The sequence below is a fragment of the Chromohalobacter sp. 11-W genome, from assembly GCF_029889905.1.
Classification (GTDB): Bacteria; Pseudomonadota; Gammaproteobacteria; order Pseudomonadales; family Halomonadaceae; genus Chromohalobacter.
Genome location: NZ_JARANZ010000008.1, coordinates 1 through 24,930 on the forward strand (window position 1 = coordinate 1; position 24,930 = coordinate 24,930).

The following is a 24,930-nucleotide window of genomic DNA, read 5'->3' on the forward strand; positions in this document are numbered from 1 at the left end:
TAGCGAAGATCGCTGGCCTAGTGTCAAGATAAGTGACAAAGAACTACAGAAGGTATTGGAAAACTGATCATGAACAAAGCTCAGCAAAAGATACTTGAGGCAGTCGGTGTTCTTAGTAAAAACAGAGATAGTTTTTCAGTATTTTCAAAATCGCATATTCTCGACATAAAGGAGGGTGTCAGAGAAGTCAAAGTGCCTGACTTTGTTTGTGCTCGGAAAAGTAACTGTTTGGTGTTGTCAGAATCTTGGTTCCGTGAAAGAGGGCTGTATGTTTCTTGGGGCACACTAGGCGGAATCGTATTGCTAGTTTTTTTTCTATCTTTCCCGCTGGCAATGCCATGGATTTACGAAGTTGAAGTTGATGCTGGTGGAGTCGTTGCACTGTCTTTTATGGCGTTTCTTGGTTTTTTGTTTTCTTATCCCCTTTTATTTGCTGCGAAAAGCGAGCTAAAGACCCAAGGCCTTCAGTACACAATATTTAACCATGACTCTAAAAGAATTTATTTTGTTAGTGATGTCGATTTTCAACCAAAAACCTGTCGCTGGGATGAATGCACATTCTGTCTAGCCTATTCGGCTGGCAGCATTGAGGGCTATTATTACGAGCTAAAAGGCTACCTGTTTAACAAAGATGGGAGTGTCAGGGATAGCTTCTCGTTCGATGACTATCACTATATGACTTCGAATAGCGATAACGCCCGACAAGCGATGATCGACGATCTGTCGGCCAGGTTCGAATATGTACGCCGCTTTATGGAAGAGGGTGCCGACTCGGTAGAGCCTGTCATGGGAGGTCTTGATTTGCGGCCGAGCCTCTCCGAGGCGGCCCATCGGTTTCAGCCCAGATCCAAGGCCTCAGAGGGTAAGAAGTTCCATATCATCTACTCGATAGTTCGCACGGTGTTCTTGATTCCTTTCAGCGTACAGGTCGTGGGGCATTACTTCTTCTGCCGCTATTGTCGCTTACCGCAGTGGCCGCAAAGTGTGATTGATGAGTGTGGTGAGGAGGTTTTTCCAAAGCGGTAATCTTCACCATTTTTACGCGCAGTTCCATTGGTCTCGTCGCCGGGCCAACGCCCTGTAAGACGTCCAGCATCCAGCGTCTGGCTACGCGTCGCCCAGCCCAACGCCGGCTGGGGCGAAGCCGCGCGCTTGAAAGCGCCCTGGCTGCACCTTGCCATCACGGCGAGCACCCCGGCATCGACTCACCTGGCGCAAGGCAAATCGCTGAGTGTGGCCAGCGGCGAGGACGTCAACATCGCCACCGGCAAGAGCCTCCTGGTCGCCTCGACCTCGGAGAAGCTCTCGCTGTTCGTCCAGAAAGCCGGGATCAAATTATTTGCCGCCGCCGGGGAAACCCCTGCTGGTCAGCGGCGGCGCCTACGTGCGCATCAAGGATTGGCCCCGCTAGCTGCCACCACCCACGAAAAGCGGTCTCAAATACTGATCAGCGATTCCCACCAGCGCGTGAGGCTGCGTTGCCAGTCCGAGGCTTCCCGGTGTTCGTCACGCGTGTCGTTGAGATAGACCGTGGCGGTGAGGCCGGCCGAGAGTCGGACGTCCTCGGGGACGTCGTCGAGGGCAATGCGCACGGGGATGCGCTGCGAGAGTCGTACCCAGTCGAAAGAGGTACTGACGTTCGCCAGGCCGTTGCCTTGGCTGTCGAGGCTCTTGTCGGAGATCCCCCGCGCAATGCTGTCGACGTGGCCCCACAGCGGGGTGTCGCTGGCCAAGAGCTGGATGCGCACCGGGGCGCCGATGTCGATGGCGTCGAGCTTGGTTTCCTCGAAGTAGCCGAGGACGTGAAAGCTGCCGGCATCGACCAGGGTGACGGCATCCTCGCCGGCCGAGACGTACTCGCCGGGGCGTAGCAGCAGGTTGGTGACATAACCGTCAACTGGGGCGCGTACGGTGGCGCGTTCGAGGTCGAGCTTGGCTTGTTCGACCGCGACCTGGGCCTGCTCGACCTGAGCCTGAGCGCTGGAGTAGGCGAAGCGCGCGTCGTCGCGGTCCTCCTGCGAGGCGTAGTCGCCGAGTCTTTGACGGCGGGCGTTGGCGGCCTTGGCTTCCGCGCGTTGCTGTTCGAGGCTGTCGAGGTTGGCCTTTGCCTCGGCCAACGCCAGCGCGTAGCGCTGCTTGTCGATGGTGAACAGCACGTCGCCGGCGTGCACGGCGTCGTTGTCCTCGACCTGGAGGTTCTCGACCAGGCCAGCGACGTCAGTGCCGAGATTGATGACATCGGCCCGCACACGGCCGTCGCGCGTCCAGGGATCGTGCATGTAGTGGTTCCAGATCTGCGCGATGGCAACCACGGCGATGGCGAGTATCGCCAGAGTCAGCAGCGGGCGCACGAACTTGCGTGCGCGCGGGGAGAGCGTCATGGCGTCATCCTTCTTGTGGGTGGGCGATCGGCAAGGCGCCGGTCAGGGCGAGTACCGACCACAGCAGTAGGGCGTAGAGGGCGATGTCCACGAGCACCGGTTGCCAGAACCAGTGATAGACGCCGAGGCGCATGAACACTCGCCGCAGGAGCAGATAAAGGCCAAGCGCAACGAGCACGGGGACGGCCAGCGGCGGCACCAGAAAACCGAGAAATGCCCATTCAGCGAACATGCGGCGTCTCCTGTCGAGGCGATGTTGCTTGCCGATCAAGCGGCGCGGCTTGGGCATCGTCGTCGGCGCTGGCCTCCAGCGTGACGCCGGGCGCCTCGCGCATGAGATGCCCCAGCATGGCGATTTCCCCCGCCGTGGCGACGGAGAGCTGAGCATCGTGGTAAAAGCGGTCGACCCATTCGCGGGCCTGGTCAGAAAGCTGGCGCCAGACCTCGGGCGAGTGGTGGCGACGTGCGGTCAGGCGTTGGCCGATGTCGTCTAGCCAAGCCTCGAGTTCCTGGCGGTGCGGCGCCAGTTCCTCGCGTAGCCGCCGAATGCGCCAGACGCACAACGCCAAAGCGTGGAGATCGAGCGCCTCGCGCAGCGTGTCATCCGTGCCGCCCAAGGCGACGATGCGCCCTAAACGATCGTAAAGGCGACTCTCCAGACGCGCCCGGTTGGGCAAGGCAGGCTCGCGCATTAGGCGCGCCACGCCTTGCCAATAAGCGCCGAGCAGCGTGCGGATACGCTCGGCGGGCGAGCGCTGACGCATCAGCGCGTAGGTGAACATCGCCGTAGTAGTGCCGAGTACCGAGGCGAGGCCGCCATTGATGTAGGTCGTCGGCGAGAGGGTGTAAGTGCTGTGCAAGTTCAGCAACGTCATAAGCGTGATGGCGCCGGAGAGCCCCATCGCCGCCCAGCGGGGGTGCGGTGTCAGCAGCGTGCCGATCATGACCGGGATGCCGATGGCGATCGCCAGCAGCGGGAACCCGTTGATCACCGGCAGGACCAGAAACAGCAATACCGCGCCCAGTGTCACGGCGGCGAGCGTGCCCCACAGAAACTGATAGACCACGGCAGCGGGGTTGGGCGCCTTGGCGAACAACATGGTGAACACGCCCAGCAGCATCATCGCCAGATAGCCGGAATGCCAGCCACTATGTACCCAGAACAGACCCAACAACTCGAAGGCGATGAATACGCGCAGGGCGTTGAAGCGGGCCACGAAGTGCTCGTTGTGCGTGGTGCGGGTGCGTTTTTCGCGTGGCAGGGTATGCACTCTGTCCGAGGACGGGTCGTTCAGTGCATGACGCAGGCGCCGGCCGTGCTGGAGCAGGCCGAGCACTTCTCCGAGGCGCTGACGTACCAGCTCGGCGCGCACGCGGCTGCGGGGGCGTACCTGCTCGATGTCCCACTCGAAGTCCGGCAGTGTCAGCTTTTCCAGCGGCTCGCCGGCCGGCTGCTCGGCGATCGTGGTGAGCAGCGGCGCGGCATGTGCGGTCAATTGTGCCAGCCAGCGCTCGCCATCTTCGCACGCGCGCAGATAATCGATGGCGGTTTCCAGCTCGCGGATGGCGGTGATCAACGCCAGGCTGTCACTGGCGAAGCGGTCCAGCGCGGGGATGAAACGGCTCAGACGCCGCGTTTCCAACCGGGTGAGGCCGCGCAGCTTCTCGAACTGCTGATAATAGCCAAGCAACGTCTTGAGGCGCGCGTCCTGGGTGTCGCGTGGGCGCGGTGTGTCCAGAGCCGCGTGGGTTTCCTCGGCGGCGCTTTGCAGAAATTGGGAAAGCGCCTCGGGCAACGCCCGGCTCCCGAAGCGTGGGGCGATGAGCAGGTGCATCAAGACACCGCAGCCAATGCCCAGCGCGGTCTCCGTGAAGCGCCCCAGCGCGATGCTCCAGATACCATCGACCCCTGTGCCGATGGCGGTCAGCGAGACCAGCGTGGCGGTATAGCCGCTGAGCATCATCACGTAGCCCAGGTATTCGTCCTGCTCGAGCATCACCCAGTACATGCAGAACGCCAGCCAGGCGCCGGCGAACAGCAGGTATAGCATGGGCTGCTGGCCGAATAGCGCGATCAGCACCAGCCCGGCGATGGCGCCGAACAGGGTGCCGAAGAAGCGTGCCACGCCGCGTCCGATGATGATGCCGATGGGCGGCGTGCCGCCGGTGAACATCACCGGCTGAAGGGTAACGATCATCACCGCGAGAATGGCCCAGGCGGGCTGGTACAAATCGAGGCGCAAGGCGAGGAACAATGCCAGCCAGACGGCCAGCACGGTGCGTAACGCCAATAACCAATGATCGGTTGAAATACGCAACATAACGTCATCCAGCCCCGACCGCATGGTCGGAGCATCAGGGAAAAAGCGAGATAAATATTAGTCTGCGAATTATCTCAGCTCGTGCGACGTATGTCTAACCTCACCGCCACTCTCGCCAAGCCTGGCGGCGTGAACCCTGGAATTTTGCAGCGTCGCCCTCACGTTGGAGGAATACTTGGCAGTGAAATGTGCCGTGACAGAAAAGGAGAGCGCACGATGAGTTTTCAGGGCGAGCAACATCCCGGCGTCGAAACGCCACCGACCGAGACGCAGGGCTTTCGTTTCAATCACACCATGTTGCGAGTGAAGGACCCCGAGCGCTCGCTGGCCTTCTATTCGCGGGTCTTTGGCATGCGCGTGCTGCGCAAGCTCGACTTTCCGGAAATGCAATTCACCCTCTACTTCCTCGCCAATCTCGGCGATGACGAGGCCGTGCCGGAAGATCCAGCCGAGCGCAACGCCTACACCTTCGCGCAGAAAGGTATTCTCGAGCTGACCCACAATTGGGGCACCGAAAACCAGGAAGGTTTTGCCTATCATGACGGCAATGCCGAGCCGCAGGGTTTCGGACATATCTGCTTCTCGGTGCCGGACCTTCCCGCCGCGGAGGCTTGGTTCGACGCCAATCACGTTGAATTCAAGAAGCGCCCGCAAGACGGCAAAATGAAAGACGTCGCCTTCGTTAAAGACCCCGATGGCTACTGGATCGAAGTCGTCCAGCCCGAGCTTTCCAAAGGCCTGGGGCAGTAAGTCACGCGGTCGCATGAACCGGAAAACCCGATATCGGCGCATCGGGTTTTTTGACGCGCGAAGAAATGCGCATGGCGGAGATATTACGTTGAAAGTACGCAAGAGACGCTTGATGCGGGAACCGTTTGCCTCGGGTAACGTCTGATGAAGGTGTTTGGCAAGGAACTCCCACCTTCTTGGTAGAGAAGCCCTATGATGGATCGACGGACCTTACTCAAGCGCTCGCTAGCCTTGGCGGCCTTTTACGGCTTGCCCGCCGCACCGCTGCTGGCGGCGACGCGCGACATGCCCGAGATCGCCGATGGCGAGCCCAGCGACTTCAGCTTCGAATGGTTGCAGCGCCTGGCCAGGGAAATGGCCAATTCCAGCTATCAAAACAACGTACGCGAGTTGCCCCCTACGCTCGCGAATATGCCCCCGCAGGATTACAACGCCATCGGCTACGATGCCGGGCACTCGCTGTGGCATGACCTGGATGGCAAGCTCGACGTGCAGTTCTTCCACGTCGGCATGGGGTTCAACCAGCCGGTACGCATGTTCGCCCTCGATCCGGATTCCCGACGCGCCCGCGAGATTCACTTCGACCCGTCGCTGTTCCGCTATGACCAAGCGGACGTCGACGTCTCTCAGTTCGAGAACGAAGAGACACTGGGTTTTGCCGGTTTCCGCGTCTTTAAAGCGCCTTCGCTCACCGAGCGCGATATCGTCTCTTTTCTCGGCGCCAGCTATTTCCGTGCCGTGGATGACACCTACCAATACGGTATTTCGGCACGCGGTCTGGCGGTCAACACATTCGCCGAGTCGACGAAGGAAGAATTCCCCACCTACACACGCTTCTGGCTGGAGACGCCGACCCCGGACAGCACCACCTTTACCGCCTATGCTCTGCTCGACTCGCCCAAGGTCGCCGGTGCCTATCGCTTCGTCATCCACTGCGAGGCGGAGCGCGTGGTCATGGAGATCGACAAGCACCTTTATCCGCGCGAGGCCATCGAACAGCTGGGGATCGCGCCGATGACCAGCATGTTCAGCTGCGGCACCCACCAGCGGCGCATGTGCGACACCATTCATCCGCAAATTCACGATTCCGACCGTTTGACCATGTGGCGCGGCAACGGTGAATGGGTCTGCCGGCCGCTCAACAACCCGCCGAAACTGCAGTACAACTCGTTCGCCGACGATGCACCCAAGGGCTTCGGATTGTTGCAGACCGAGCGGGACTTCGACGCCTATGAAGACGTGATCGGCAATTACCATGAGCGTCCCAGCCTCTGGGTCGAGCCCCGCAATGACTGGGGCAAGGGCGATCTCCAACTGATGGAAATCCCCACTACCGGCGAAACCATGGACAACATCGTGGCGTTCTGGAAGCCCAGCCAAGCCATCGAGCCGGGGGATTCACTGAACTTTGCGTATCGTCTTTACTGGAGTGCGCAAGCCCCGGTGACCACGGACCTGGCGCGTGTTCGTGCGACCCGCAGCGGCATGGGCGGCTTCACAGAAGGTTGGGCGCCCGGCGAGCACTATCCTGAGGAATGGGCACGGCGCTTCGCGGTAGATTACGTCGGCGGCGATATCCTGCAGATTGCCAAGAACGGCCCCCCGATCATGGCGCAGTTGGAGGTGTCACGGGGTAAGACGAGCGATATTCAGATTTTCCAGGTCGAGGAGTTCGACGGCATCCGTGTGATTTTCGACTGGTATCCCACGCAGGATTCAGTCGATCCCATCGATATGCGGATGGTCCTTGAGGGTGACGGCGACACCCTGAGCGAAACCTGGCTTTACCAGTACTTTCCGCCGCCCCCGGATCAGCGCGAGCACCCGCCACATCCGCTCGATGACTGATCGTTCGACACCGCTGAGAGGGTGGTCGTCTAGAAATCGCGCTCACATAAAATAGTGTTATCATGCTGGCCGCTCCCAATAAAAACCAATTAGGCAAGGAGAACTGGCATGAACGCATCACCCTCTCTGGTTACCCGCGGTACGCGTGCCGTACTGCTCGGCGCTTGTCTGGCTGCTGCCCCGCTGGGGATGGCGCAGGCTCAGGACGATACCACCGAGGTGCGCTTTTCGGTGCCGCCGTGGCCGGGTGTCACGGTAAAGACCGAACTCGCCGCGCAACTGCTTGAAACGCTGGGGTACTCCCCGCAGCAAGAACAACTCGGTACCACCATTACCTATCAAGCGCTCAACGAGAATGAGCTCGACGCCTTCCTGGCGGGTTGGTTGCCGGCGCAACAAGGCATGTACGACACCGCCATGGAGAAAGGCATCCTGGTCGATCTGGGCAATAACGTCGACGGCGCGCGCATCGGTTTCGCGGTGCCAAGTTACGTTTTCGATGCCGGTGTGACCTCTGCTGAGAATCTCGATGAGCCAGAAAACGCCGAGCGCTTCGGTCGCACGGTATATTCCATCGAGACCGGCACAGGCATGAGCGAGCAGCTCAATGCCGGCGTCGACAGCGATACCTACGGCCTGGGCGACTGGGAGCTTTCCGAGACCTCCACGCCGGGCATGCTGGGCGCCGCCGATAGCGCCATCAACAATCAGGAATGGATCGTCTTCGCCGGCTGGACGCCGCATTGGATGAACATCAAGTACGATCTCGCCTACCTCGATGACCCTAAAGATCTATGGGGCGAAGACGGTGGCCGCAGCGATGTGCGCACCCTGGTCACAAAGGAATTCTCCGAGGCGCACCCCAACGCCACCAAATTGCTCGACCAGTTGGACTTCACCGCCGAGGATCAGAGCGACATGATCCGTCGCTACGATCAGGACGAAATGCCCAAGGACGAAGCCGCCATCGCCTGGATGCGCGAAAACGCCGACAAGGTCGAAGGCTTCCTCGACGGAGTCACCACCCGCGACGGCGAGCCCGCCTGGCCGGTGGTGCAAAAAGCGTTCGATCTTTAAGGTTCTGCAATATGGACTGAAGAAAATCAGCCAGTAACGTAGCAACAAAATGAGTGCATAATTGGTACTCGTGCGCCGTTCGATTGTTTTGCGAGCGGCGCGTCTGCTTCGTCATTTTGAGGTCAATCCTTACCCATATTTCTTAATATTTCGCAAAAATGACGAACGGGTTCACTAAGTGTCTCATCCTTCCTAGTCAATATCCCAAACGGCGATAGCGTTCTGCCGACGGAGATCGGTAGTGCCTCGATTTCCCCAAATTTCAAATAGTCTCGTAGTACTGATTCTGGCAGTACCAATATGCCGTTACCACGCTTGACCAATTGCAGACCTGCAAAAATGGAACCGCACTCAATGATGTCACGTGGTGACATTAAGCCAGCCATCTCGAATTCCTTCTCCAGCACCTGACGTGCCGGACTCTCCAATGGCTGGAGGATCCATGGCCATTCCTCAAGCAGCGGGGCCAACGTAAGCTCTACGGAGCCGGTTAGGGGATGGTCATGACGTACCACTGCCAGCATGGTCTCGTTATCCAGCGATTCGAAGTCAAATAGGTTGTGCTGAAGTGCGGTCACGTAGCGAGCGATGGCGATATCAATCCGGTTATGGGCTAATAGCTCTACTAGTTGATCGCTCGTTTCGCCGAGCATACGCATCTGCAATAGTGGGCGCTGACGCTTCATTTCGATCACTGCCTCGGCTACCAGGTCAGGAGCTGCACCCATGATTGCACCCAGCACGAGTTGTCCTTGATCGCCCAACTGGTGGCGTTGTAGCGACTCGGCACAGCGCCCTAGTCGAGTCAGCGCGCTTTGGGAAAATTCAATCAGCACTTCACCGAGCTGGGTTGGAAGGACGCCGCGTGGAGTGCGCTCGAACAGCTGGCACTCGAAGGTGGATTCGATCTCGCGGAGCATGCGTGTTGCCGCAGGTTGCGACATGTTAAGCGTGCGCGCTACCTGATGAAGGTTGCGATGCTCATTGAGTAGTGAGATCAGCAACAGATGTTTGTAGCGAAGGCGGTTGAGCAGCATCGCCTGGTGCGTCGCATCGGGCATGGACCACATCCTTTAGTGAAAGCAGTTTTAGGTTATCGATAACGGCAGCCTATCTCAGCGATTTGGCATGCGACATTGGTATAACACTGCGGATCTCGCATAGATTAAGCTTTATCTCGTGTTTCCCATCATATACGGCCTCTCGGCTACCTGATAACAAAAAGGTATCAATTGTGCCGCTCTGCGTATTAGTCAAGTGGCGCTGTCACGGGTATCTATTGTTTCTACAACCTGTTTTGGACTCTTTTAAATAAGGATGACGCCATGGCGATGCCTACTGTGAAGCATGTTCGTGCGTATACCGTTCGCGGTGGTGGTGCTGATTATCACGATCAAGGAGAAGGGCACTGGATCGATAGTCAGATTTCGACTCCGATGAGCAAGTATCCGGAATATCGCATGACGCGCAGCAGCTTTGGGCTCAATGTGCTCGGCACTTTGGTCGTTGAGGTCGAGGCCAGTGATGGCACGGTGGGTTTCGCGGTGACAACTGCCGGCGAGATCGGCGCTTTCATTGTCGAAAAACATTTGGCGCGTTTCATCGAAGGCCAGCAGGTTACCGATCTCGAGAAAATCTGGGACCAGATGTTTAACGCCACACTCTTTTACGGTCGTAAGGGGGTAGTGCTTAATACTATCTCTGGCGTCGATTTGGCGCTTTGGGACCTGTTGGGCAAGCTGCGCCAAGAGCCTGTGCACGCCATGCTCGGCGGCCCGGTACGCGACGAGTTGACCTTTTACGCCACTGGTGCCCGCCCTGACCTCGCCAAGCAAATGGGGTTCATCGGCGGCAAGATGCCGCTCCGACATGGCCCGGCTGAGGGTGATGAGGGGTTGAAAAAGAACCTCGCTCAGCTCGCTGACATGCGTGAACGGGTCGGCGACGACTTCTGGCTAATGTTCGACTGCTGGATGAGCCTCGATCTCAATTACGCCACCAAATTGGCTCATGGCGCCCGAGAGTATGGTCTCAAGTGGATCGAAGAAGCCCTGCCACCCGATGATTATTGGGGATATGCAGACCTCAAGCGCAACGTGCCACCCGGCATGCTGGTCAATACCGGCGAGCATGAAGCGACGCGTTGGGGTTTCCGCATGCTGCTGGAGATGGACTGTTGCGACGTTCTCCAACCCGACGTTAATTGGTGTGGCGGCGTCACCGAGCTGGTCAAGATTTCGGCGATGGCCGATGCCCACAACAAGCTGGTGGTGCCGCATGGCTCCTCGGTCTACAGCTACCATTTCGTGATCACCCGCCATAACAGCCCGTTTTCTGAGTTCTTGATGATGGCGCCTGACGCTGACGAAGTAGTGCCGATGTTCAATCCGCTACTGCTGGACGAGCCAGTGCCGCAGAACGGGCGTATGCGCGCTTCAGCACTCGACGCGCCTGGCTTCGGTGTACGCTTGAACCCCGAAAGCGATTTAGTCCGTCCCTACGAGCACTGAGCCGCGGAGAAGACGAGATGCCGATTCACGCCGTTCGAATGACCCTATATCCCGGCCAGGAAGCCGAGTATCGGCGGCGTCATGATGCTATCTGGCCTGAGTTGGTCGAAGCCCTGCGCGAGGCGGGCGTCGAGGAGTACCGCATCTTCTTCGATCCGCAATCGCGTCACCTGTTCGCGATCATGTGGCTTGCCGAGGATCATCATATTGACGACCTGCCGGCGCTGCCGGTGATGCAGCGTTGGTGGAATGCCATGGCCGATATTATGGATACCGAATCGGATGCTTCACCTCAAAGCGTGGCGCTGGAAGAAGTATTCACGTTACGGCCCGAGGAATGACAACCATGCAAGTGATCGATGCGCATGCGCACTTTTGGAATCTCGGTCTGGGCAACCAACCTTGGCTTGAGCACCCCGAGCCCAATCTCCTTGGCGACTACCGGCCGATGGCCCGTGACTATGGTCCCGCCGACCTGCGCCGAAAGAGTGATGCTATTGAGCTACTCGGCGCTGTGCATATCGAAGCCGATGCCATCGATCCGGTCAAGGAGACCCGCTGGCTTGCGGGGCTCGACGACGACGGTGACCCAGCGCTGCCTTCGGCGCTGGTAGTAGGTGCTGACTTCTCGCAACCGGATACCGCCCAAGTGCTCGAGAAGCAGCTCGCGATGAGCGACCGGGTGCGAGGCGTGCGCCAGATCCTCAATGTCCATACTGATCCGCTCTATGACTACGTCGGGCGCCATTTTATGGACGAGTCTGCCTGGTGTGAAAATTTCCGCCTGCTGGAGCGACATGGATTGTCGTTCGACCTGCAGATCTATCCGTCGCAGATGTACCGAGCCGCCGAGCTTGCCGACGCACACTCCAATACGCTGTTCTTGCTCAACCATGCCGGGATGTACGTCGACCGTCATGGCCTCCCAGGCTGGCGAGCTTGGCGTGACGGCCTACGGCGACTGGCCGCGCGCGACAACGTCGCTATTAAGCTCAGCGGTTTCGGCATGCTCGACCATCATTGGACGGTAGGCAGCATCCGCCCGTTGATTCTCGAAGCGATCGACGCCTTCGGCGTGGAGCGTTGTCTGTTCGCCTCCAACTTTCCGGTCGATAGCCTCTATGCCCGTTACGCCGATGTCTGGCACGCCTACGCGGATATCGTCGCCGATGCTTCAGCGGCGGAGAAGCAAGCATTGTTCATCGATAATGCACGACGCCTCTACCGCCTTCCCTCCGCTACCCCGGCGCAGAATTCATGACTCAGGAGCCTTTCATGCTGCTCAACGATAAGACCGTCATCATCACTGGCGCCTCACGAGGCATTGGTCGCGCGGCGGCCGTCGAGTGCGCTCGTCAAGGCGCTAATGTCGTCATTGGCTACAGCGGCAGTGCCTCGAGCCAGCCGCTCGTCGACGATCTGATCGCGGAAATCCAAGCGCTGGGCCGCGATGCCAGTGCGGTGGGCACCCCAGCTGGCGACCCGGAAACTGGCGAAAAGCTGGTCGAGTCGGCAGTGACGCACTTCGGCGGTGTCGACGTCTTCGTCAACAACGCCGGCATTTGTCCGTTCCATAGCTTCCTGGATATGCCACGCGAGACGTATCTGGAAACCGTCAACACCAACCTCAATGGCGCCTACTTTGCGGTCCAGGCTGCCGCTAACCGCATGAAAGAGCAGGGAACGGGAGGCGCAATTATTGCCGTAAGTTCGATCAGCGCCCTCGTCGGTGGCGGTATGCAGACTCACTACACGCCGACCAAGGCGGGGCTGGTGTCGCTGATGCAATCCTGTGCCGTCGCACTGGGGCCTTATGGCATCCGTTGCAACGCCGTACTGCCCGGCACCATCGAGACCGATATCAACAAGGACGACCTCGCCGACAGCGAGAAGCGCGATTATATGATCGACCGCACGCCGCTGGGTCGGTTGGGTCGGCCGGATGACTTGGCAGGACCGATCACCTTCCTCGCTTCCGATATGGCCGCCTACATCACCGGTGCTTCGTTGCTGGTCGACGGTGGCATGTTCGTCAACCTGCAATAGGAGCCGGCCGTGGAACTTCCCAAGAATCCATTCAAGGCAGCACTGACCGGCGAAACTCGCTATGGCTGCTGGGCCGGCTTCGGTACTGCTTACGCCGCCGAGATCCTCGCCACTACCGGTTTCGACTGGTTACTGATCGACGGTGAGCACGCCCCCAATCCAGTCCCGGCAGTGCTCGGCCAGCTACAGGCCGTGGCGCCTTATCGCAGCGCCCCAGTGGTACGTGCTGTCAATCACGATCCGGCGCTGATCAAGCAACTGCTCGATGTCGGTACCCAGACATTGATGGTACCGATGGTTGATACCGCTGAGCAGGCCGAGGCACTGGTACGCGCAATGCGCTTTCCGCCCCACGGTATTCGCGGTGTGGGCGGCGGCCTGACCCGCGCCACCCGCTGGGACGCTGTCCCCGATTACATAGAGACGGCCCACCAAGAGTTGTGCCTGATCGCCCAGGTGGAATCGCCGACGGGCATCGACAACGTCGAGGTGATTGCCGCCGTGGACGGGGTCGATGCGGTCTTCGTCGGTCCCGCCGATCTCTCCACCGGCACGGGACATGTCGGCAACCCGGGCCACTCCGACGTCCAAGCGATGATTCGCCGTGCCTTCGACGCAGCGCGGGATGCTGGCAAGGCTGCCGGCATTCTCGCGCCAGCCGAAGAGGATGCCCGTCGCTACGCCGAGTGGGGGTTCGATTTTATTGCCGTGGGCATCGACATCAGCCTGATGCGCCAGGCCGCACAGCAGACGGTGGCCCGCTACAAACAGCAAGGTACATCACCCTCGGCCACGTCGAGCACCTATTGAACCATGGTGTCTTGTAATGCAGACGCTAATAACTAACGGAGTCACAAATGAGCAGTGATAACAAGACCTACCAAAACTACATCAATGGCGCCTTCGTAGATGCGAGCGAGCACCTTGAGGTTCGCAATCCGGCCAATGGAGAGCTCGTCTCGCGCGTGCCGGCATCCGGCCAGGCCGAGGTTGAAAAGGCGCTGAGTGCGGCTCACGAGGCTCAGCCATCCTGGGCGCGCCTTCCCGCCGTGGAGCGCGCCAGCTACTTGCGCCTGCTAGCCGACAAGATCCGTAGCGAGGCCAAGGCCTTAGCGCGGGTGATCACCGAAGAGCAGGGCAAGGTTTCGGGGCTAGCCGAGGTCGAGGTCAACTTCACGGCTGATTATCTCGACTACATGGCCGAGTGGGCGCGGCGCATCGAAGGCGAAATCATCGAGAGCGACCGCCCTGGCGAGAACATCTTCCTGTTTCGCAAACCGCTCGGTGTGGTGGCCGGTATTCTGCCGTGGAATTTCCCGTTTTTTCTGATCGCCCGCAAGATGGCGCCGGCGCTGGTGACCGGCAATACCGTGGTGATCAAACCCAGCGAGGAGACGCCCAACAACTGCTTCGAGTTCACGCGTCTACTTGATCAGGTCGGTCTACCTGCGGGGGTGTTCAACGTCGTCAGTGGCGACGGTGCCAGCACCGGCCAGGCACTGACGGCGAGTCCGCTGGTCGACATGGTCAGCTTCACTGGCAGCGTTGAGACCGGCTCGCGGATCATGCGCAGCGCCGCTGACAACATCACCAAGGTCAACCTCGAGTTGGGTGGAAAGGCTCCCGCTATCGTGCTTGACGATGCCGACATTGATCTAGCCGTGAAGGCCATCCGCGACTCGCGGATCATCAATACCGGTCAGGTTTGCAATTGCGCCGAGCGTGTCTACGTGCAACGTGGGGTTGCCGGTGAGTTCACCGACAAGATCGCCCGTGCTATGGCCGACACCTCCTACGGCGATCCCCTGACCCAGTCCGATATCGAGATGGGCCCGTTGATTAATCAACAAGGGCTGGACAAGGTCGCCGCGATGGTCGAGCGCGCCACTCAGGATGGCGCCGAATTGGTCACTGGTGGCCGGATCGCCGATCTTGGAGCCGGTTTTCACTACCAGCCCACGGTTCTCAGCGGCTGCCACAACGACATGGAGATCATGCGCAAGGAGATCTTCGGTCCAGTGCTGCCGATCCAGATTGTCGATGATCTTGACGAGGCGATCGCCTTGGCCAACGACTCCGACTATGGCCTGACCTCGTCGGTCTATACCCGCAGTCTGGCCCGCGCCATGCACGCCTGTCGCGAGATCGACTATGGCGAGACCTACATCAATCGCGAGAACTTCGAGGCGATGCAAGGCTTCCACGCTGGTACCCGTAAATCGGGGATCGGCGGCGCCGATGGCAAGCACGGCCTCTACGAGTACACCCGTAGCCATGTGGTCTACCTCGAGACCTGAGAACGACAACAATCACAACAACGGAGGTGTGCGCCATGAGCGACATGACCCCTGACACCGCTGCGGGTGTCGATCCGACCGCCGTCGGTGGTGAGTATGAGCGCCAGCCTGTTCCCGAGAAAGCATTACTTGGTTTCAAGAGCTTTATCGGCATGTATGCCGGCGAGCACACCGCCGGCACCGAGTTGATGATCGGCCCGCTTTTCGTGCTCGCGGGCGTATCCGCCTTCGATGTCGTTGTGGGACTTATTATTGGCAATGTTCTGGCGGTGTTGAGCTGGCTGTTGCTCGCCGCCCCTATCGGTACCCGGGCACGCCTGACTCTTTATTATCAGCTCGAAAAGATCGCCGGCCGTCATACCGTTATCCTTTACAACCTGGCCAACGGCCTGGCGTTTTGTTTCCTTGCCGGCGCCATGATCACCGTTTCAGCAACGGCAGTAGGTGTGTGGTTTGGCTTCCCGTTACCCACCCTGGCGGATTTGATGCCCAATAGCCTGGGTTGGGTGCTCGCTGTGTTGGCCGTTGGTATCGTGATTACTATCGTGGCGGCCTACGGCTATCGCTTCGTTTCCTGGTTCGCCAACATTGCCGCGCCTTGGATGGTATTGATGTTCCTAGGCTTTGGTATCGTCTCGCTGAAGTGGTTTATCGATGCCAGCGGCACGGAGGTCGGCTCCGCCGGCGATCTGTGGACGCTGGCGGAGACAGCGATCTGGACTGGAGTGCACGTGCCGGGGCAGCCGGACTTCACCATCTGGCATGTGATCTTCTTCGCTTGGTTTGCCAATATGGCGATGCATGTCGGCATGGCCGACCTTTCGGTGCTGCGCTTTGCCCGCAAGAGCTGGTATAGCATCGCCTCGGCGGCGGGTATGTATGTGGGGCACTTCATGGCCTGGTTGGCGGCCTCCATGCTGTTTGCCTTCCAGATGTATCAGGCCGGGCTGACCTCGGAGAGCGCTGTGGTCTCCGCTGCCCAGGCCGGCAACATTCCGAATCCGCTTCCCGGGCCCTTGGCTGATCAGGCGCTGGGCGTGGCGGGCCTGATCTGCGTGATCATCGCCGGCTGGACAACGGCCAACCCCACCATCTATCGCGCCGGGTTGGCCTTTCAAGCCATCGTGCCACACGTCTCGCGTTTCCGTGTGACGATCGGAACCGGCATGTTGACTACCTTCGTAGCGATGTTCCCGGGGGTAGCGATGCAACTGCTGGGTTTTGTGGCGCTCTACGGGCTACTACTGATGCCCATCGGTGCGGTAATTGTCATCGACTACTGGGTGCTACCGAAATTGGGCCTGACCAGCTTCTATGCTGAACGGGCAGGCCGCAAGTTGACCATGCCGGTATTAGGCGCCTGGCTGATCACTCTGGCGATCTGCTTGGTCTTGGTGCAGTTTGCCAACATTGAGATTTTCTTTGTGGCCCTGCCCGGCTGGTTCATTGCGGCGACGCTTTTCATCACGTTGAGCTTTCTGGCCCAGAAACGGCAGGCGCCCGATGACGCCAGCGCGTTGGGGGCAACCGCCAGTGCAACGACTTCCACCGCCTCATCGAAAGTGGAGTAATCCGTATGCGTCTGATACTACAAATCGTCTCGCTCGCGATGCTGGTCCTGACGGTGCTATTCCCGATGCTCTACCTCTTCGGCGTGATGGGGGAGGTCGCCATGAAGTGGTCGTTGCTAGTCGTGACGGTGGCCTGGTTTCTCGCCACGCCATTTTGGATGGGGCGTGAGAAATCCGCTAATCGTCAGGCGGGTTAGGCAAAAAAGGTGGCAGCCTCGAAAGGTCGCCACTCTTTTTTCACTATGGTTGAGACCTACTTGGCCACCCTAGACGCCAAAGGCGGAGCTGATGCGCCTATAACTTGAACAATGATCTGCTCGATGGTATTTTTAAAACGTCGTTTTGTTTTTTTTAAATCATCGTTTTGAGGGGTATGCATGGAGATTCGCCAAGCAATCCATAGCGAACATGTTAAGACCTTAGATACGCAAGGCTTGCGTGAGCAGTTCCTTATTGAAGAGATCTTCGTCAAGAACGAATTAAAGATGGTTTACAGTCACTTGGACCGCAACATTATTGGCGGTGCTTTGCCTATCGAAGAGCCGGTTACTGTGCCTGCATCGCTTAGCGAACAGACTGGTACTAACTACTTTCTCGAGCGTCGCGAGTTGGGCACGATCAACATCGGTGGCTCGGGCGTTATCACAGTAGATGGAACTCACCACGAGATAGGCCCCCACGAAGCGCTATACATCGGCAAGGAAAGTCGTGAAATTTGCTTCAAAAGTGACGATCCAGCCAATCCGGCAGCTTTCTATTTCAGCTGTGTGCCCGCCCACCAATCCTATCCCACACGCAAGGTCACACTGGAGGAGGCATCGCCACAGACGTTGGGTGATACTTCAAACAGCAACAGGCGCACTATTTACAAATATCTAGTGCCGGATGTTTTACCGACTTGCCAGCTGTTGATGGGCATGACACGACTCGAAGAGGGAAGCCTGTGGAACACCATGCCATGCCACGTCCATGACCGCCGCATGGAAGCTTATTTTTACTTCGATATGGCCGACGATAGCGTGGTGTTTCATATGATGGGAGAACCCCAAGAAACGCGGCACCTGATCGTTCGCAACCGCCAAGCAGTCCTTTCGCCCAGTTGGTCACTACACTCTGGGGTCGGCACCGGCAGTTACACTTTCATCTGGGCTATGGCCGGTGAAAACCAGACATTTTCAGATATGGATCATATCGCAATGTCAGATCTGCTCTGAGCCTCAAGGAGAACTCATGATTTCACAGCTTTTTGACCTGACCGGCAAAACGGCCATCGTTACGGGTTGCAATACCGGGCTTGGACAAGGCATGGCACTAAGTCTTGCAGGTGCCGGTTGCAACATTGTGGCAGTGAATCGTCGTTCTGCCGAGGAGACACAGCAGCATGTTGAGGCGCACGGTGTGGAATTCTTAGCCGTGGATGCCGATTTGACCAGCACGGTACCGATCGATGACATTCTCGCCCAGACGGAGGCACGTTTCGGTGGCGCAGACATTCTCGTTAATAACGCTGGCACCATTCGTCGCGCTGATTCACTGGAATTCACAGAGCAGGATTGGGATGACGTCTTGGACGTCAATCTCAAGAGCCTGTTCTTCCTGGCGCAGGGCTTTGCCCGCGCCTGCATCGACAAGCAACGCAATGGAAAAATTATCAACATTGCATCAATGCTGTCGTTTCAGGGCGGTGTCCGGGTGCCTTCCTATACTGCATCCAAAAGCGGCGTACTAGGGCTAACGCGGTTAATGGCCAATGAATGGGCCGCACATGGTATCAATATCAATGCCATTGCTCCTGGCTACATGGCTACTAACAATACTGAGGCCCTGCGCAATGACCCTCATCGCAGCCAAGAAATACTGGGGCGCATTCCTGCCGGCCGCTGGGGCAGCCCCGAGGACTTATCCGGCGCTGCAGTTTTCTTGGCCTCGGCTGCCTCGGACTACGTCAATGGCCATGCCCTTGCTGTTGACGGCGGCTGGTTGGCCCGATAAGTAGCTATGTTTGAACGAAGCGTTAAACAACAGCAAGGCGCAGCCTTCAAGCAGTGTCTTGCTTTGTATCAAGGAGGCCACCTATGCCGGACTGGGGCTCGTTGCAAAGCCGTAGTTATGGCATCCAAGGCCTTCGGAAACACGCTGGCCAGCTTGGTGCAACAACTGAACGTATTCTGCACGTTTCTGCGTATCGTAACGCACTACTGGAAACGACAAGCTGAGTGCTGCGACCGCCTTGCCGAAGCGATCGAATATAGGTGCCGACAGGCAATGCACACCCAATTCGGCCTCTTCTCGATCCTCGGCGATCCCTTGTTCACGAATCTCCGGCAGCTCGCTCATGACCGCCTCGACACTGGTCAGGGTGTGTTTGGTATGAGGAATGAAGTTGACGGATTCCAGCACTTGGCATGCTTGTTCCACATCCATCCAGGCAAGCAAGGTCTTGCCCATGGCCGTGGAGTAGACGGGGTTGCGGCGCCCGATACGTGACTGCATGCAAAGGCTGTACTGAGAATCGTACTTATGGATGTACATGATGTGTCGCCGATCCTCATCCAGCGTCCCTAGGTGGATGGCCTCATGGGTGATTTCCGAAAGCCGACGCATCTCGACGTCAGCCAAGCGGGTTAGATCGACATTCTGTAGAGCAGAGGCCCCCAGTTCGAACAACTTCAGGGTCAAGCCATATTTCTCGGAGTCCTTTTCCTGACTCACATAGCCTAGTTCCTTCATGGTCTGAAGGAAGCGGTAGGCGGTGCTCTTCGTCATGAAGGTGCGTTGCGACAGCTCGGAGAGCCCGATATCCCGCTGCTCGGCCAGCCCCTCGAGAATCGAGAACACCTTCATGACGGCGGCCACATTGTCGGGCTTTTGCGACGCTGCCATAAACTTTAGCTCCGTTTCATAAAATTTGGAAAGGTGGTCTGAATTTACCCCAAAAAGAAGTTCCTGCCAATCCCCGCGTGCGGCTGAGATATATTCAAAAGTAGACAAAAGTATAATTAAAACGACATTTCATTTTTGTAGAAACGCTGTTACTTTTAAATTGAAGGAGGGCGGAGCGGTATATTTTGACCGACATCTCCTCAGCATTGATGTGATAAAACCGTCTTTACTCAATTGGCACACAAGAAATAACAACGGAGAAAGCATGCAGTTCATTAATGATAAAAAACTGTTAGCAGGTATGACTTTTGGATGTGTGGTTTTCTGGGTATCAAGCACTGCTTTCGCTTATGATGTCTCAGGGGATATATTGACGACAAAGTTGGAAAGAACCACGAATGATCATGCCCTGACCTTGCCAAAAGTATCGTATACACGCTTATTCGATGATGGATCATCGCTTATGCTCGAAAAAGATTGGTATTGGCGTGAAGGTTCTCATGATAGCGGTTGGCCCAAGCATGATGAGTTTTTTGCCAATTATTCTTTCCCTGCATTCCGCTTCGGGCATAGTGAAAAATGGTCTCTCGCACCACAGTTAGGCGCTAAGTTTAGGTCGAATGTGACCAGAGCGCTTGCGGCTATAAAGCTAGGGTATGAGGGAGATGGTTGGAGCCTTAGGGGGCGTTATCGTTATGAGAACGAAACTACTACTAGTGGCACTGCTAAGAAGGGAGAGGCGGGGCGCGTTGATATCTATGCAAGTTATGAGTTAAGTAAAAGATGGACGGTACTTTATAATCCGCATTACCACTTCAAAATGGAGGATGAGTCGCCAGATTTTGGTTCAGGAGGAGGTAGGAATTATCTTGAGCAAGAGTTTATTGCGTTTTATAAAATAGATCCTAAAAACACAATGTTTGGTGGTTACATAAGGCGTGACACAAATAGCGAGAATGCATCTACCGATCCAGGGCAGAGAAATAGCTCATGGCTTCTTGGGTATGCGCATAAGTTTTAGTGGTAAGTGGAGCAGGAGGGGTAGTGCCTCTCCTGGCTATCGTCGCTATGGTTAAGAACATTATGACGCCTTAAGAAAGGCTAGCTTAAAAGGGGTGTGATATGGAAAAAATACGAACCCTGCTTGACCGTTTTGTACAGGCCTTTAGCTGTCTCCTTTTCGTCATAATGGTGGTAGTTGCCACGTGGCAAGTAGTGAGTCGATATGTTTTTAATAGCCCTAGTACAATCTCAGAAGCCTTTTTGCGTCTTTCCCTGGTGTGGCTTTCGATGATGGCCATAGCTTATGTAGCAGGACGTCGTGAACATGTAAGTCTGACATTGTTGACTGGTAATTTGAGTGGGGCTTGGAAGCGTTTTTTCGATATATTCATCGAGTTGTTATTCATTGCCTTTGCCGGTTTTGTGATGATTTATGGTGGTGCGCAGGCGACTTCCAACACTATGGCTCAAGTTTACCCTATGCTGAATGTTCCCAAGGGCATTATCTATCTTTCGCTGCCCGTCTCCGGGGCTATCATCGTAGTTTACTGCCTGATGAACTGCTTTAAGTTATATAGCGATTGCCAGTACTACACCAGGAGGCAAGTCTCATGATTCTAGATGCCGGATTAATATTGATTCTGTCCTTTGTCGGACTTCTGGTTATCGGCGTTCCTATCGGAATTTGTATCGCTGCCTCTTCTGCAGTGACGATTCTTCTGGTGCTGCCAGCTGATATCGCGATTTTTACGACGGCCCAGAAAATGGTCTCAAGCCTCGACAGCTTTACCCTCTTAGCTGTCCCCTTCTTCATTCTCTCTGGTGTACTGATGAATAATGGGGGTATCGCCTTAAGATTGGTCAACTTTGCCAAGCTATTCAGCGGGCGTATCCCCGGTTCCTTAGCCCACACCAATATTGTGGGCAACATGATGTTTGGAGCTATTTCGGGATCTGCGATTGCCGCCTCTACTTCAATCGGTGGTGTCATGGTCCCCATGAGCGAGAAGGAAGGCTACAGTCGACCATTTTCAGCCTCTGTCAATATCGCCTCGGCACCTACGGGTATGCTGATTCCTCCGACAACCGCTTTTATTCTCTATGCCTTGGCAAGTGGTGGCACTTCCATTTCTGCACTCTTTGCTGGAGGGCTCATTGCAGGAAGCCTATGGGGCGGAGGTTGTATTCTGGTTGCCTACCTCATCGCCAAGTCACGCCGTTACACGACTCGGTTGGATTTGAGAGACAGTTCAGTACAAGCGGTAATCGCACAAGCTCTACCCAGTCTGATGCTGATTTTCATCATCATTGGCGGCATTATCTTTGGTATCTTTACGGCGGTCGAGGCCTCAGCCATCTCGGTTATCTATACGATATTTCTGACGATGTTCATCTACCAGACTATCGATATCAAAGCCTTTCTAGGCTCGTTGGTCAAGGCAACCGAGACGACAGGTGTGATTATGTTCCTGCTCGCTGCTTCTTCGGCTATGTCTTTTGCCATGTCCATTACTGGACTTCCGGCTGCCCTCAGTAGCATGATTTTGTCAGTTTCTGACGATCCTATCATTGTTCTTCTAATCATAACCGCCATATTGTTAGTGATTGGGTGTTTTATGGATATTGGGCCCGCGATACTTATTTTTACGCCGATTCTTCTTCCTATCGCTTCGGAGATCGGAGTTAACCCGGTTCATTTTGGCATCATAATGGTATTCAATCTTTGCATAGGAACTATAACTCCACCTGTGGGGACGGGGTTATTTATCGGAGCTGGAATAGCCAAAGAAAAAGTCGAAAATCTGTTGCTACCGCTAATGCCGTTTTATATTGTAATCTTGGCGATTTTGCTTCTGATTACCTATGTTCCGGCGGTCACGCTATTTCTTCCCCGTGCCATGGGGTTGTAAGTTTTAAATATCCATGCATCGTAAGTGAGGGAAATATGAAGACTTTTAGTGTTAAGCACAGCGCGCTGCTCAGGCAGGAGGAGCGCTTCATTTCCCATGATGAAGTGGTTGCGCTGATCAAGAAAGTAATCGAAAATTTGGTTAATATAAAAGATGAGGCCGGTGAGTTCCTGCTGCATTTAGATGATGGTCGCACGATAGATACAAAAGGTTGGGCTGGCTGGGAGTGGACCCATGGCATCGGTCTTTTCGGCATGTACAAATACTACGAACAGACTAATGATGCTGATACCCTGGCGATTATTGATGCTTGGTTTCATGATCGCTTTTCTGATCGTCTAGCTACCAAAAATGTTAATACAGTATGCCCTTTCCTGACCCTTGCCTACCGCTACGAAGAATCGGGCCATAAAGAATGGTTGCCGTATTTGCAGGCCTGGGCGGATTGGGTTATGCACGACATGCCCCGTACCGATAAGGGCGGCATTCAACATGTGGTTTATAACAGCGAAAACCATCAGCAGTTGTGGGACGACACCCTGATGATGAGTGTGCTGCCACTGGCTAAGATCGGTCGCCTTCTGGGTCGCACGGACTATGTGGAAGAAGCGAAATATCAGTTCTTGATCCACGTTCAGTATTTGATGGATCGAGAGACCGGGGCTTGGTTTCATGGGTGGACCTTCGATGGTCATCATAATTTTGCCCAGGCTCGCTGGGCGCGTGGTAATAGCTGGCTAACCATTGTTATTCCTGAGTTCCTGGAGTTACTCGACCTTCCGGCTCCAGATCCCATCCGCCGCTACCTGCTCCAAGTTCTGGAGTCTCAGGTCGCGTCGCTAGCCGAGTGGCAGGCGGATTCTGGCCTTTGGCATACGCTGCTCGACGATCCATCCTCGTATCTGGAGGCCTCGGCCACGGCCGGTTTCGCTTACGGTATTCTCAAGGGCGTCCGGATGCGCTATCTCGATGCTGTCTATTACGAAATGGCTGAAAAGGCTGTTCGAGGGGTGATTGACAATATCAGCTCGGATGGCGAACTAGCGCAGGTCTCTTTTGGAACCGCCATGGGCGATAATCTCGACTACTACCGGGACATTCCGTTGACCTCCATGCCCTATGGCCAGGCCATGGCGATCCTGTGCCTGTCCGAATATATGAGAACCTACCTATAAGCTTTTCCCAGTCCTCACGGACTTACTACTCAACCAATAAGATCAAGACTAGGAGTCGACTATGAAAACGCCATCTCACACTAAACCACTACTGGCCACCGCTATTGCCATTTTCTCATTGAATGTCGCCTCGGTACAGGCTGAAGACAGCGTCAACCTCAAGCTGGCCTATGCGCAGAACTCCCAGCCAGTCAAAGATGCTCTGGCCCGGTTCGGCAAACTGGTGGAAGAGAAATCAGATGGCTCAATTACTGTCACCTACTTCCCGGACAGCCAGTTGGGTGGTGAAAGCGAATTGGTCGAAATGTTGCAGACGGGCGCTATTGATATAACGAAAGTCTCTGGAGGCTTGATGGGCAGTTTTTCACCTGTCTACGAAGTCTTCTCTCTGCCCTATCTGTTCGATGATCGGGAACACTTCTATAGCGTCATGAAAAGTGACGCCATCATGACGGACGTCTACCAATCCACTCAGGACCAAGGTTTTGTTGGCGTTGGCTGGTATGACTCCGGCCAGCGCAACTTCTATACCAAAGATACTCCGATCAACGAGGTCTCGGATCTTGAGGGCAAAAAGATCCGCGTGATGCAGAGCCAGACCGCTGTCGACACCATGAGGTTACTGGGAGCAGCACCGGTCGTGATGGCTCAGGGAGAGGTCTATACGGCTCTCCAACAGGGTATTCTGGACGGGGCCGAAAACAACGAGTTCGCCCTCACCACCGCGCGTCATGGTGAAGTAGTGGACTACTACTCTTTGGACGGTCATACGCGCATCCCAGATATCATTTTGTTCAACAGCAAAACGCTCTCCGGGCTGTCTGATACCCAGCGCACTGTCGTCATGGAGGCTATCGAGGAATCGACAGAATTCGAGACTAAGCGCTGGACGGAGGCTGTCGAGGCAGCGCGTGATCAGATCCGTAACGAATTTGGGGTAAAAATCAATGAGGTTGATATCAAGCCCTTCCAAAAGGCTGTGCAACCAATATATGACGACCTTAAAAAATCTCCTGTGAAGTATGCTCTTTACCAGCAAATAAAAGAGTTAAGTGATCAATAAATGTCCGCACAGCAGGGTTGTCAATACTTGCTTGTCAGCCCTGCATAAGTGCCAAGTATGAATGCTAGTATTTTAGAAAGAGATAGGGGTAGTGCT

25 protein-coding genes are annotated in these 24,930 nt (G+C 56.2%); 20 read left to right on the forward strand and 5 right to left on the reverse strand.

Annotated features, from left to right (window positions below; all coding sequences use genetic code 11):
* Positions 1-69 precede the first annotated feature (69 nt).
* Both OP494_RS12100 and OP494_RS12105 read left to right on the forward strand, forming a co-directional pair.
* Entirely contained in the window at positions 70-1,026 is a 957-nt protein-coding gene (locus OP494_RS12100; protein WP_280541068.1) for a hypothetical protein, read from the forward strand.
* Between the two features lie 126 nt (positions 1,027-1,152).
* A complete protein-coding gene (locus tag OP494_RS12105) occupies positions 1,153-1,527 on the forward strand; it encodes a DUF2345 domain-containing protein (RefSeq protein WP_280541070.1) in 375 nt (124 codons plus the stop codon).
* On the opposite strand, the gene OP494_RS12110 is transcribed toward OP494_RS12105, so the two are convergent.
* From OP494_RS12110 to OP494_RS12120, 3 genes are read right to left on the reverse strand one after another with little or no spacing between them, the layout of a single operon-like run.
* On the reverse strand, positions 1,437-2,381 hold the full coding sequence (locus OP494_RS12110) for an efflux RND transporter periplasmic adaptor subunit (RefSeq protein ID WP_280541072.1): 945 nt from the start codon (positions 2,379-2,381) through the stop codon (positions 1,437-1,439). The two genes, OP494_RS12105 and OP494_RS12110, sit on opposite strands and share 91 nt — an antisense overlap.
* A gap of 4 nt (positions 2,382-2,385) precedes the next feature.
* Positions 2,386-2,613 carry a DUF1656 domain-containing protein gene (locus tag OP494_RS12115; RefSeq protein ID WP_280541074.1) on the reverse strand — a complete coding sequence of 76 codons (228 nt, stop codon included), beginning with the start codon at positions 2,611-2,613 and terminating at the stop codon, positions 2,386-2,388.
* The gene (locus OP494_RS12120; RefSeq protein ID WP_280541076.1) at positions 2,603-4,702 is read right to left on the reverse strand and encodes an FUSC family protein; all 2,100 of its coding nucleotides are present in this window, start codon (positions 4,700-4,702) and stop codon (positions 2,603-2,605) included. The genes OP494_RS12115 and OP494_RS12120 overlap by 11 nt, the downstream gene beginning before the upstream one ends.
* A gap of 216 nt (positions 4,703-4,918) precedes the next feature.
* On the opposite strand from OP494_RS12120, the gene gloA reads away from it, so the two are divergent.
* The 3 genes from gloA to OP494_RS12135 all read left to right on the forward strand — a co-directional run bounded on the left by gloA (position 4,919) and on the right by OP494_RS12135 (position 8,377).
* Positions 4,919-5,452 carry a lactoylglutathione lyase gene (gene gloA / locus OP494_RS12125; RefSeq protein WP_280541077.1) on the forward strand — a complete coding sequence of 178 codons (534 nt, stop codon included), beginning with the start codon at positions 4,919-4,921 and terminating at the stop codon, positions 5,450-5,452.
* 192 nt (positions 5,453-5,644) lie between these two features.
* Positions 5,645-7,300: a glucan biosynthesis protein D gene (locus OP494_RS12130; protein ID WP_280541079.1), complete on the forward strand. Its 1,656-nt coding sequence runs from the start codon at positions 5,645-5,647 to the stop codon at positions 7,298-7,300.
* Between the two features lie 108 nt (positions 7,301-7,408).
* On the forward strand, positions 7,409-8,377 hold the full coding sequence (locus OP494_RS12135) for an ABC transporter substrate-binding protein (RefSeq protein WP_280541081.1): 969 nt from the start codon (positions 7,409-7,411) through the stop codon (positions 8,375-8,377).
* A gap of 122 nt (positions 8,378-8,499) precedes the next feature.
* Here the strand turns inward: OP494_RS12135 and OP494_RS12140 are convergent, their stop codons facing one another.
* The gene (locus OP494_RS12140; protein WP_280541083.1) at positions 8,500-9,438 is read right to left on the reverse strand and encodes a LysR family transcriptional regulator; all 939 of its coding nucleotides are present in this window, start codon (positions 9,436-9,438) and stop codon (positions 8,500-8,502) included.
* A 264-nt stretch (positions 9,439-9,702) separates the two neighbouring features.
* On the opposite strand from OP494_RS12140, the gene rhmD reads away from it, so the two are divergent.
* The 10 genes from rhmD (at position 9,703) to kduD (ending at position 18,793) form a co-directional block, all read left to right on the forward strand.
* Positions 9,703-10,887 carry an L-rhamnonate dehydratase gene (gene rhmD / locus OP494_RS12145; protein ID WP_280541084.1) on the forward strand — a complete coding sequence of 395 codons (1,185 nt, stop codon included), beginning with the start codon at positions 9,703-9,705 and terminating at the stop codon, positions 10,885-10,887.
* 17 nt (positions 10,888-10,904) lie between these two features.
* Positions 10,905-11,228: an L-rhamnose mutarotase gene (locus OP494_RS12150; protein WP_280541085.1), complete on the forward strand. Its 324-nt coding sequence runs from the start codon at positions 10,905-10,907 to the stop codon at positions 11,226-11,228.
* Between the two features lie 5 nt (positions 11,229-11,233).
* Positions 11,234-12,148: an amidohydrolase family protein gene (locus tag OP494_RS12155; protein ID WP_280541086.1), complete on the forward strand. Its 915-nt coding sequence runs from the start codon at positions 11,234-11,236 to the stop codon at positions 12,146-12,148.
* A gap of 14 nt (positions 12,149-12,162) precedes the next feature.
* Positions 12,163-12,933 (forward strand): SDR family NAD(P)-dependent oxidoreductase, encoded by a 771-nt coding sequence (locus OP494_RS12160; protein WP_280541087.1) that lies wholly within the window; start codon positions 12,163-12,165, stop codon positions 12,931-12,933.
* Positions 12,934-12,942: 9 nt separating this feature from the next.
* Positions 12,943-13,743, forward strand: coding sequence for an HpcH/HpaI aldolase/citrate lyase family protein (locus OP494_RS12165; protein ID WP_280541088.1), 801 nt, complete (start codon positions 12,943-12,945; stop codon positions 13,741-13,743).
* Between the two features lie 47 nt (positions 13,744-13,790).
* Positions 13,791-15,230, forward strand: a complete 1,440-nt coding sequence (aldA, locus tag OP494_RS12170) for an aldehyde dehydrogenase (protein ID WP_280541090.1) — start codon at positions 13,791-13,793, stop codon at positions 15,228-15,230.
* A gap of 35 nt (positions 15,231-15,265) precedes the next feature.
* Positions 15,266-16,801, forward strand: a complete 1,536-nt coding sequence (locus OP494_RS12175; RefSeq protein WP_280541091.1) for a hypothetical protein — start codon at positions 15,266-15,268, stop codon at positions 16,799-16,801.
* 5 nt (positions 16,802-16,806) lie between these two features.
* Positions 16,807-16,998 (forward strand): hypothetical protein, encoded by a 192-nt coding sequence (locus OP494_RS12180; RefSeq protein ID WP_280541092.1) that lies wholly within the window; start codon positions 16,807-16,809, stop codon positions 16,996-16,998.
* A 180-nt stretch (positions 16,999-17,178) separates the two neighbouring features.
* Positions 17,179-18,015: a 5-dehydro-4-deoxy-D-glucuronate isomerase gene (kduI, locus tag OP494_RS12185; protein WP_280541094.1), complete on the forward strand. Its 837-nt coding sequence runs from the start codon at positions 17,179-17,181 to the stop codon at positions 18,013-18,015.
* Between the two features lie 16 nt (positions 18,016-18,031).
* The gene (gene kduD, locus OP494_RS12190) at positions 18,032-18,793 is read left to right on the forward strand and encodes a 2-dehydro-3-deoxy-D-gluconate 5-dehydrogenase KduD (RefSeq protein ID WP_280541095.1); all 762 of its coding nucleotides are present in this window, start codon (positions 18,032-18,034) and stop codon (positions 18,791-18,793) included.
* A gap of 81 nt (positions 18,794-18,874) precedes the next feature.
* Here the strand turns inward: kduD and kdgR are convergent, their stop codons facing one another.
* Complete coding sequence (kdgR, locus tag OP494_RS12195; RefSeq protein ID WP_280541096.1) at positions 18,875-19,684, reverse strand: DNA-binding transcriptional regulator KdgR; 810 nt, start codon at positions 19,682-19,684, stop codon at positions 18,875-18,877.
* A gap of 265 nt (positions 19,685-19,949) precedes the next feature.
* Between kdgR and OP494_RS12200 the strand changes: the two genes are divergently transcribed.
* The 5 genes from OP494_RS12200 (at position 19,950) to OP494_RS12220 (ending at position 24,834) form a co-directional block, all read left to right on the forward strand.
* Positions 19,950-20,705 carry a hypothetical protein gene (locus OP494_RS12200; protein ID WP_280541098.1) on the forward strand — a complete coding sequence of 252 codons (756 nt, stop codon included), beginning with the start codon at positions 19,950-19,952 and terminating at the stop codon, positions 20,703-20,705.
* Between the two features lie 101 nt (positions 20,706-20,806).
* Positions 20,807-21,301, forward strand: a complete 495-nt coding sequence (locus OP494_RS12205) for a TRAP transporter small permease (RefSeq protein ID WP_280541100.1) — start codon at positions 20,807-20,809, stop codon at positions 21,299-21,301.
* Positions 21,298-22,596: a TRAP transporter large permease gene (locus tag OP494_RS12210; RefSeq protein WP_280541102.1), complete on the forward strand. Its 1,299-nt coding sequence runs from the start codon at positions 21,298-21,300 to the stop codon at positions 22,594-22,596. The genes OP494_RS12205 and OP494_RS12210 overlap by 4 nt, the downstream gene beginning before the upstream one ends.
* 35 nt (positions 22,597-22,631) lie before the next feature.
* Positions 22,632-23,771 (forward strand): glycoside hydrolase family 88 protein, encoded by a 1,140-nt coding sequence (locus OP494_RS12215; protein ID WP_280541104.1) that lies wholly within the window; start codon positions 22,632-22,634, stop codon positions 23,769-23,771.
* Positions 23,772-23,832: 61 nt separating this feature from the next.
* Complete coding sequence (locus OP494_RS12220; RefSeq protein ID WP_280541106.1) at positions 23,833-24,834, forward strand: TRAP transporter substrate-binding protein; 1,002 nt, start codon at positions 23,833-23,835, stop codon at positions 24,832-24,834.
* Positions 24,835-24,930 lie beyond the last annotated feature (96 nt).

Coding starts and splice junctions, on each gene's coding strand:
- OP494_RS12100 (WP_280541068.1), top strand. CDS start 70: ATGAACAAAGCTCAGCAAAAGATACTTGAGGCAGTCGGTGTTCTTAGT.
- OP494_RS12110 (WP_280541072.1), bottom strand. CDS start 2,381: ATGACGCTCTCCCCGCGCGCACGCAAGTTCGTGCGCCCGCTGCTGACT.
- OP494_RS12115 (WP_280541074.1), bottom strand. CDS start 2,613: ATGTTCGCTGAATGGGCATTTCTCGGTTTTCTGGTGCCGCCGCTGGCC.
- OP494_RS12120 (WP_280541076.1), bottom strand. CDS start 4,702: ATGTTGCGTATTTCAACCGATCATTGGTTATTGGCGTTACGCACCGTG.
- gloA (WP_280541077.1), top strand. CDS start 4,919: ATGAGTTTTCAGGGCGAGCAACATCCCGGCGTCGAAACGCCACCGACC.
- OP494_RS12130 (WP_280541079.1), top strand. CDS start 5,645: ATGATGGATCGACGGACCTTACTCAAGCGCTCGCTAGCCTTGGCGGCC.
- OP494_RS12135 (WP_280541081.1), top strand. CDS start 7,409: ATGAACGCATCACCCTCTCTGGTTACCCGCGGTACGCGTGCCGTACTG.
- OP494_RS12140 (WP_280541083.1), bottom strand. CDS start 9,438: ATGCCCGATGCGACGCACCAGGCGATGCTGCTCAACCGCCTTCGCTAC.
- rhmD (WP_280541084.1), top strand. CDS start 9,703: ATGGCGATGCCTACTGTGAAGCATGTTCGTGCGTATACCGTTCGCGGT.
- OP494_RS12150 (WP_280541085.1), top strand. CDS start 10,905: ATGCCGATTCACGCCGTTCGAATGACCCTATATCCCGGCCAGGAAGCC.
- OP494_RS12155 (WP_280541086.1), top strand. CDS start 11,234: ATGCAAGTGATCGATGCGCATGCGCACTTTTGGAATCTCGGTCTGGGC.
- OP494_RS12160 (WP_280541087.1), top strand. CDS start 12,163: ATGCTGCTCAACGATAAGACCGTCATCATCACTGGCGCCTCACGAGGC.
- aldA (WP_280541090.1), top strand. CDS start 13,791: ATGAGCAGTGATAACAAGACCTACCAAAACTACATCAATGGCGCCTTC.
- OP494_RS12175 (WP_280541091.1), top strand. CDS start 15,266: ATGAGCGACATGACCCCTGACACCGCTGCGGGTGTCGATCCGACCGCC.
- OP494_RS12180 (WP_280541092.1), top strand. CDS start 16,807: ATGCGTCTGATACTACAAATCGTCTCGCTCGCGATGCTGGTCCTGACG.
- kduI (WP_280541094.1), top strand. CDS start 17,179: ATGGAGATTCGCCAAGCAATCCATAGCGAACATGTTAAGACCTTAGAT.
- kduD (WP_280541095.1), top strand. CDS start 18,032: ATGATTTCACAGCTTTTTGACCTGACCGGCAAAACGGCCATCGTTACG.
- kdgR (WP_280541096.1), bottom strand. CDS start 19,684: ATGGCAGCGTCGCAAAAGCCCGACAATGTGGCCGCCGTCATGAAGGTG.
- OP494_RS12200 (WP_280541098.1), top strand. CDS start 19,950: ATGCAGTTCATTAATGATAAAAAACTGTTAGCAGGTATGACTTTTGGA.
- OP494_RS12205 (WP_280541100.1), top strand. CDS start 20,807: ATGGAAAAAATACGAACCCTGCTTGACCGTTTTGTACAGGCCTTTAGC.
- OP494_RS12210 (WP_280541102.1), top strand. CDS start 21,298: ATGATTCTAGATGCCGGATTAATATTGATTCTGTCCTTTGTCGGACTT.
- OP494_RS12215 (WP_280541104.1), top strand. CDS start 22,632: ATGAAGACTTTTAGTGTTAAGCACAGCGCGCTGCTCAGGCAGGAGGAG.
- OP494_RS12220 (WP_280541106.1), top strand. CDS start 23,833: ATGAAAACGCCATCTCACACTAAACCACTACTGGCCACCGCTATTGCC.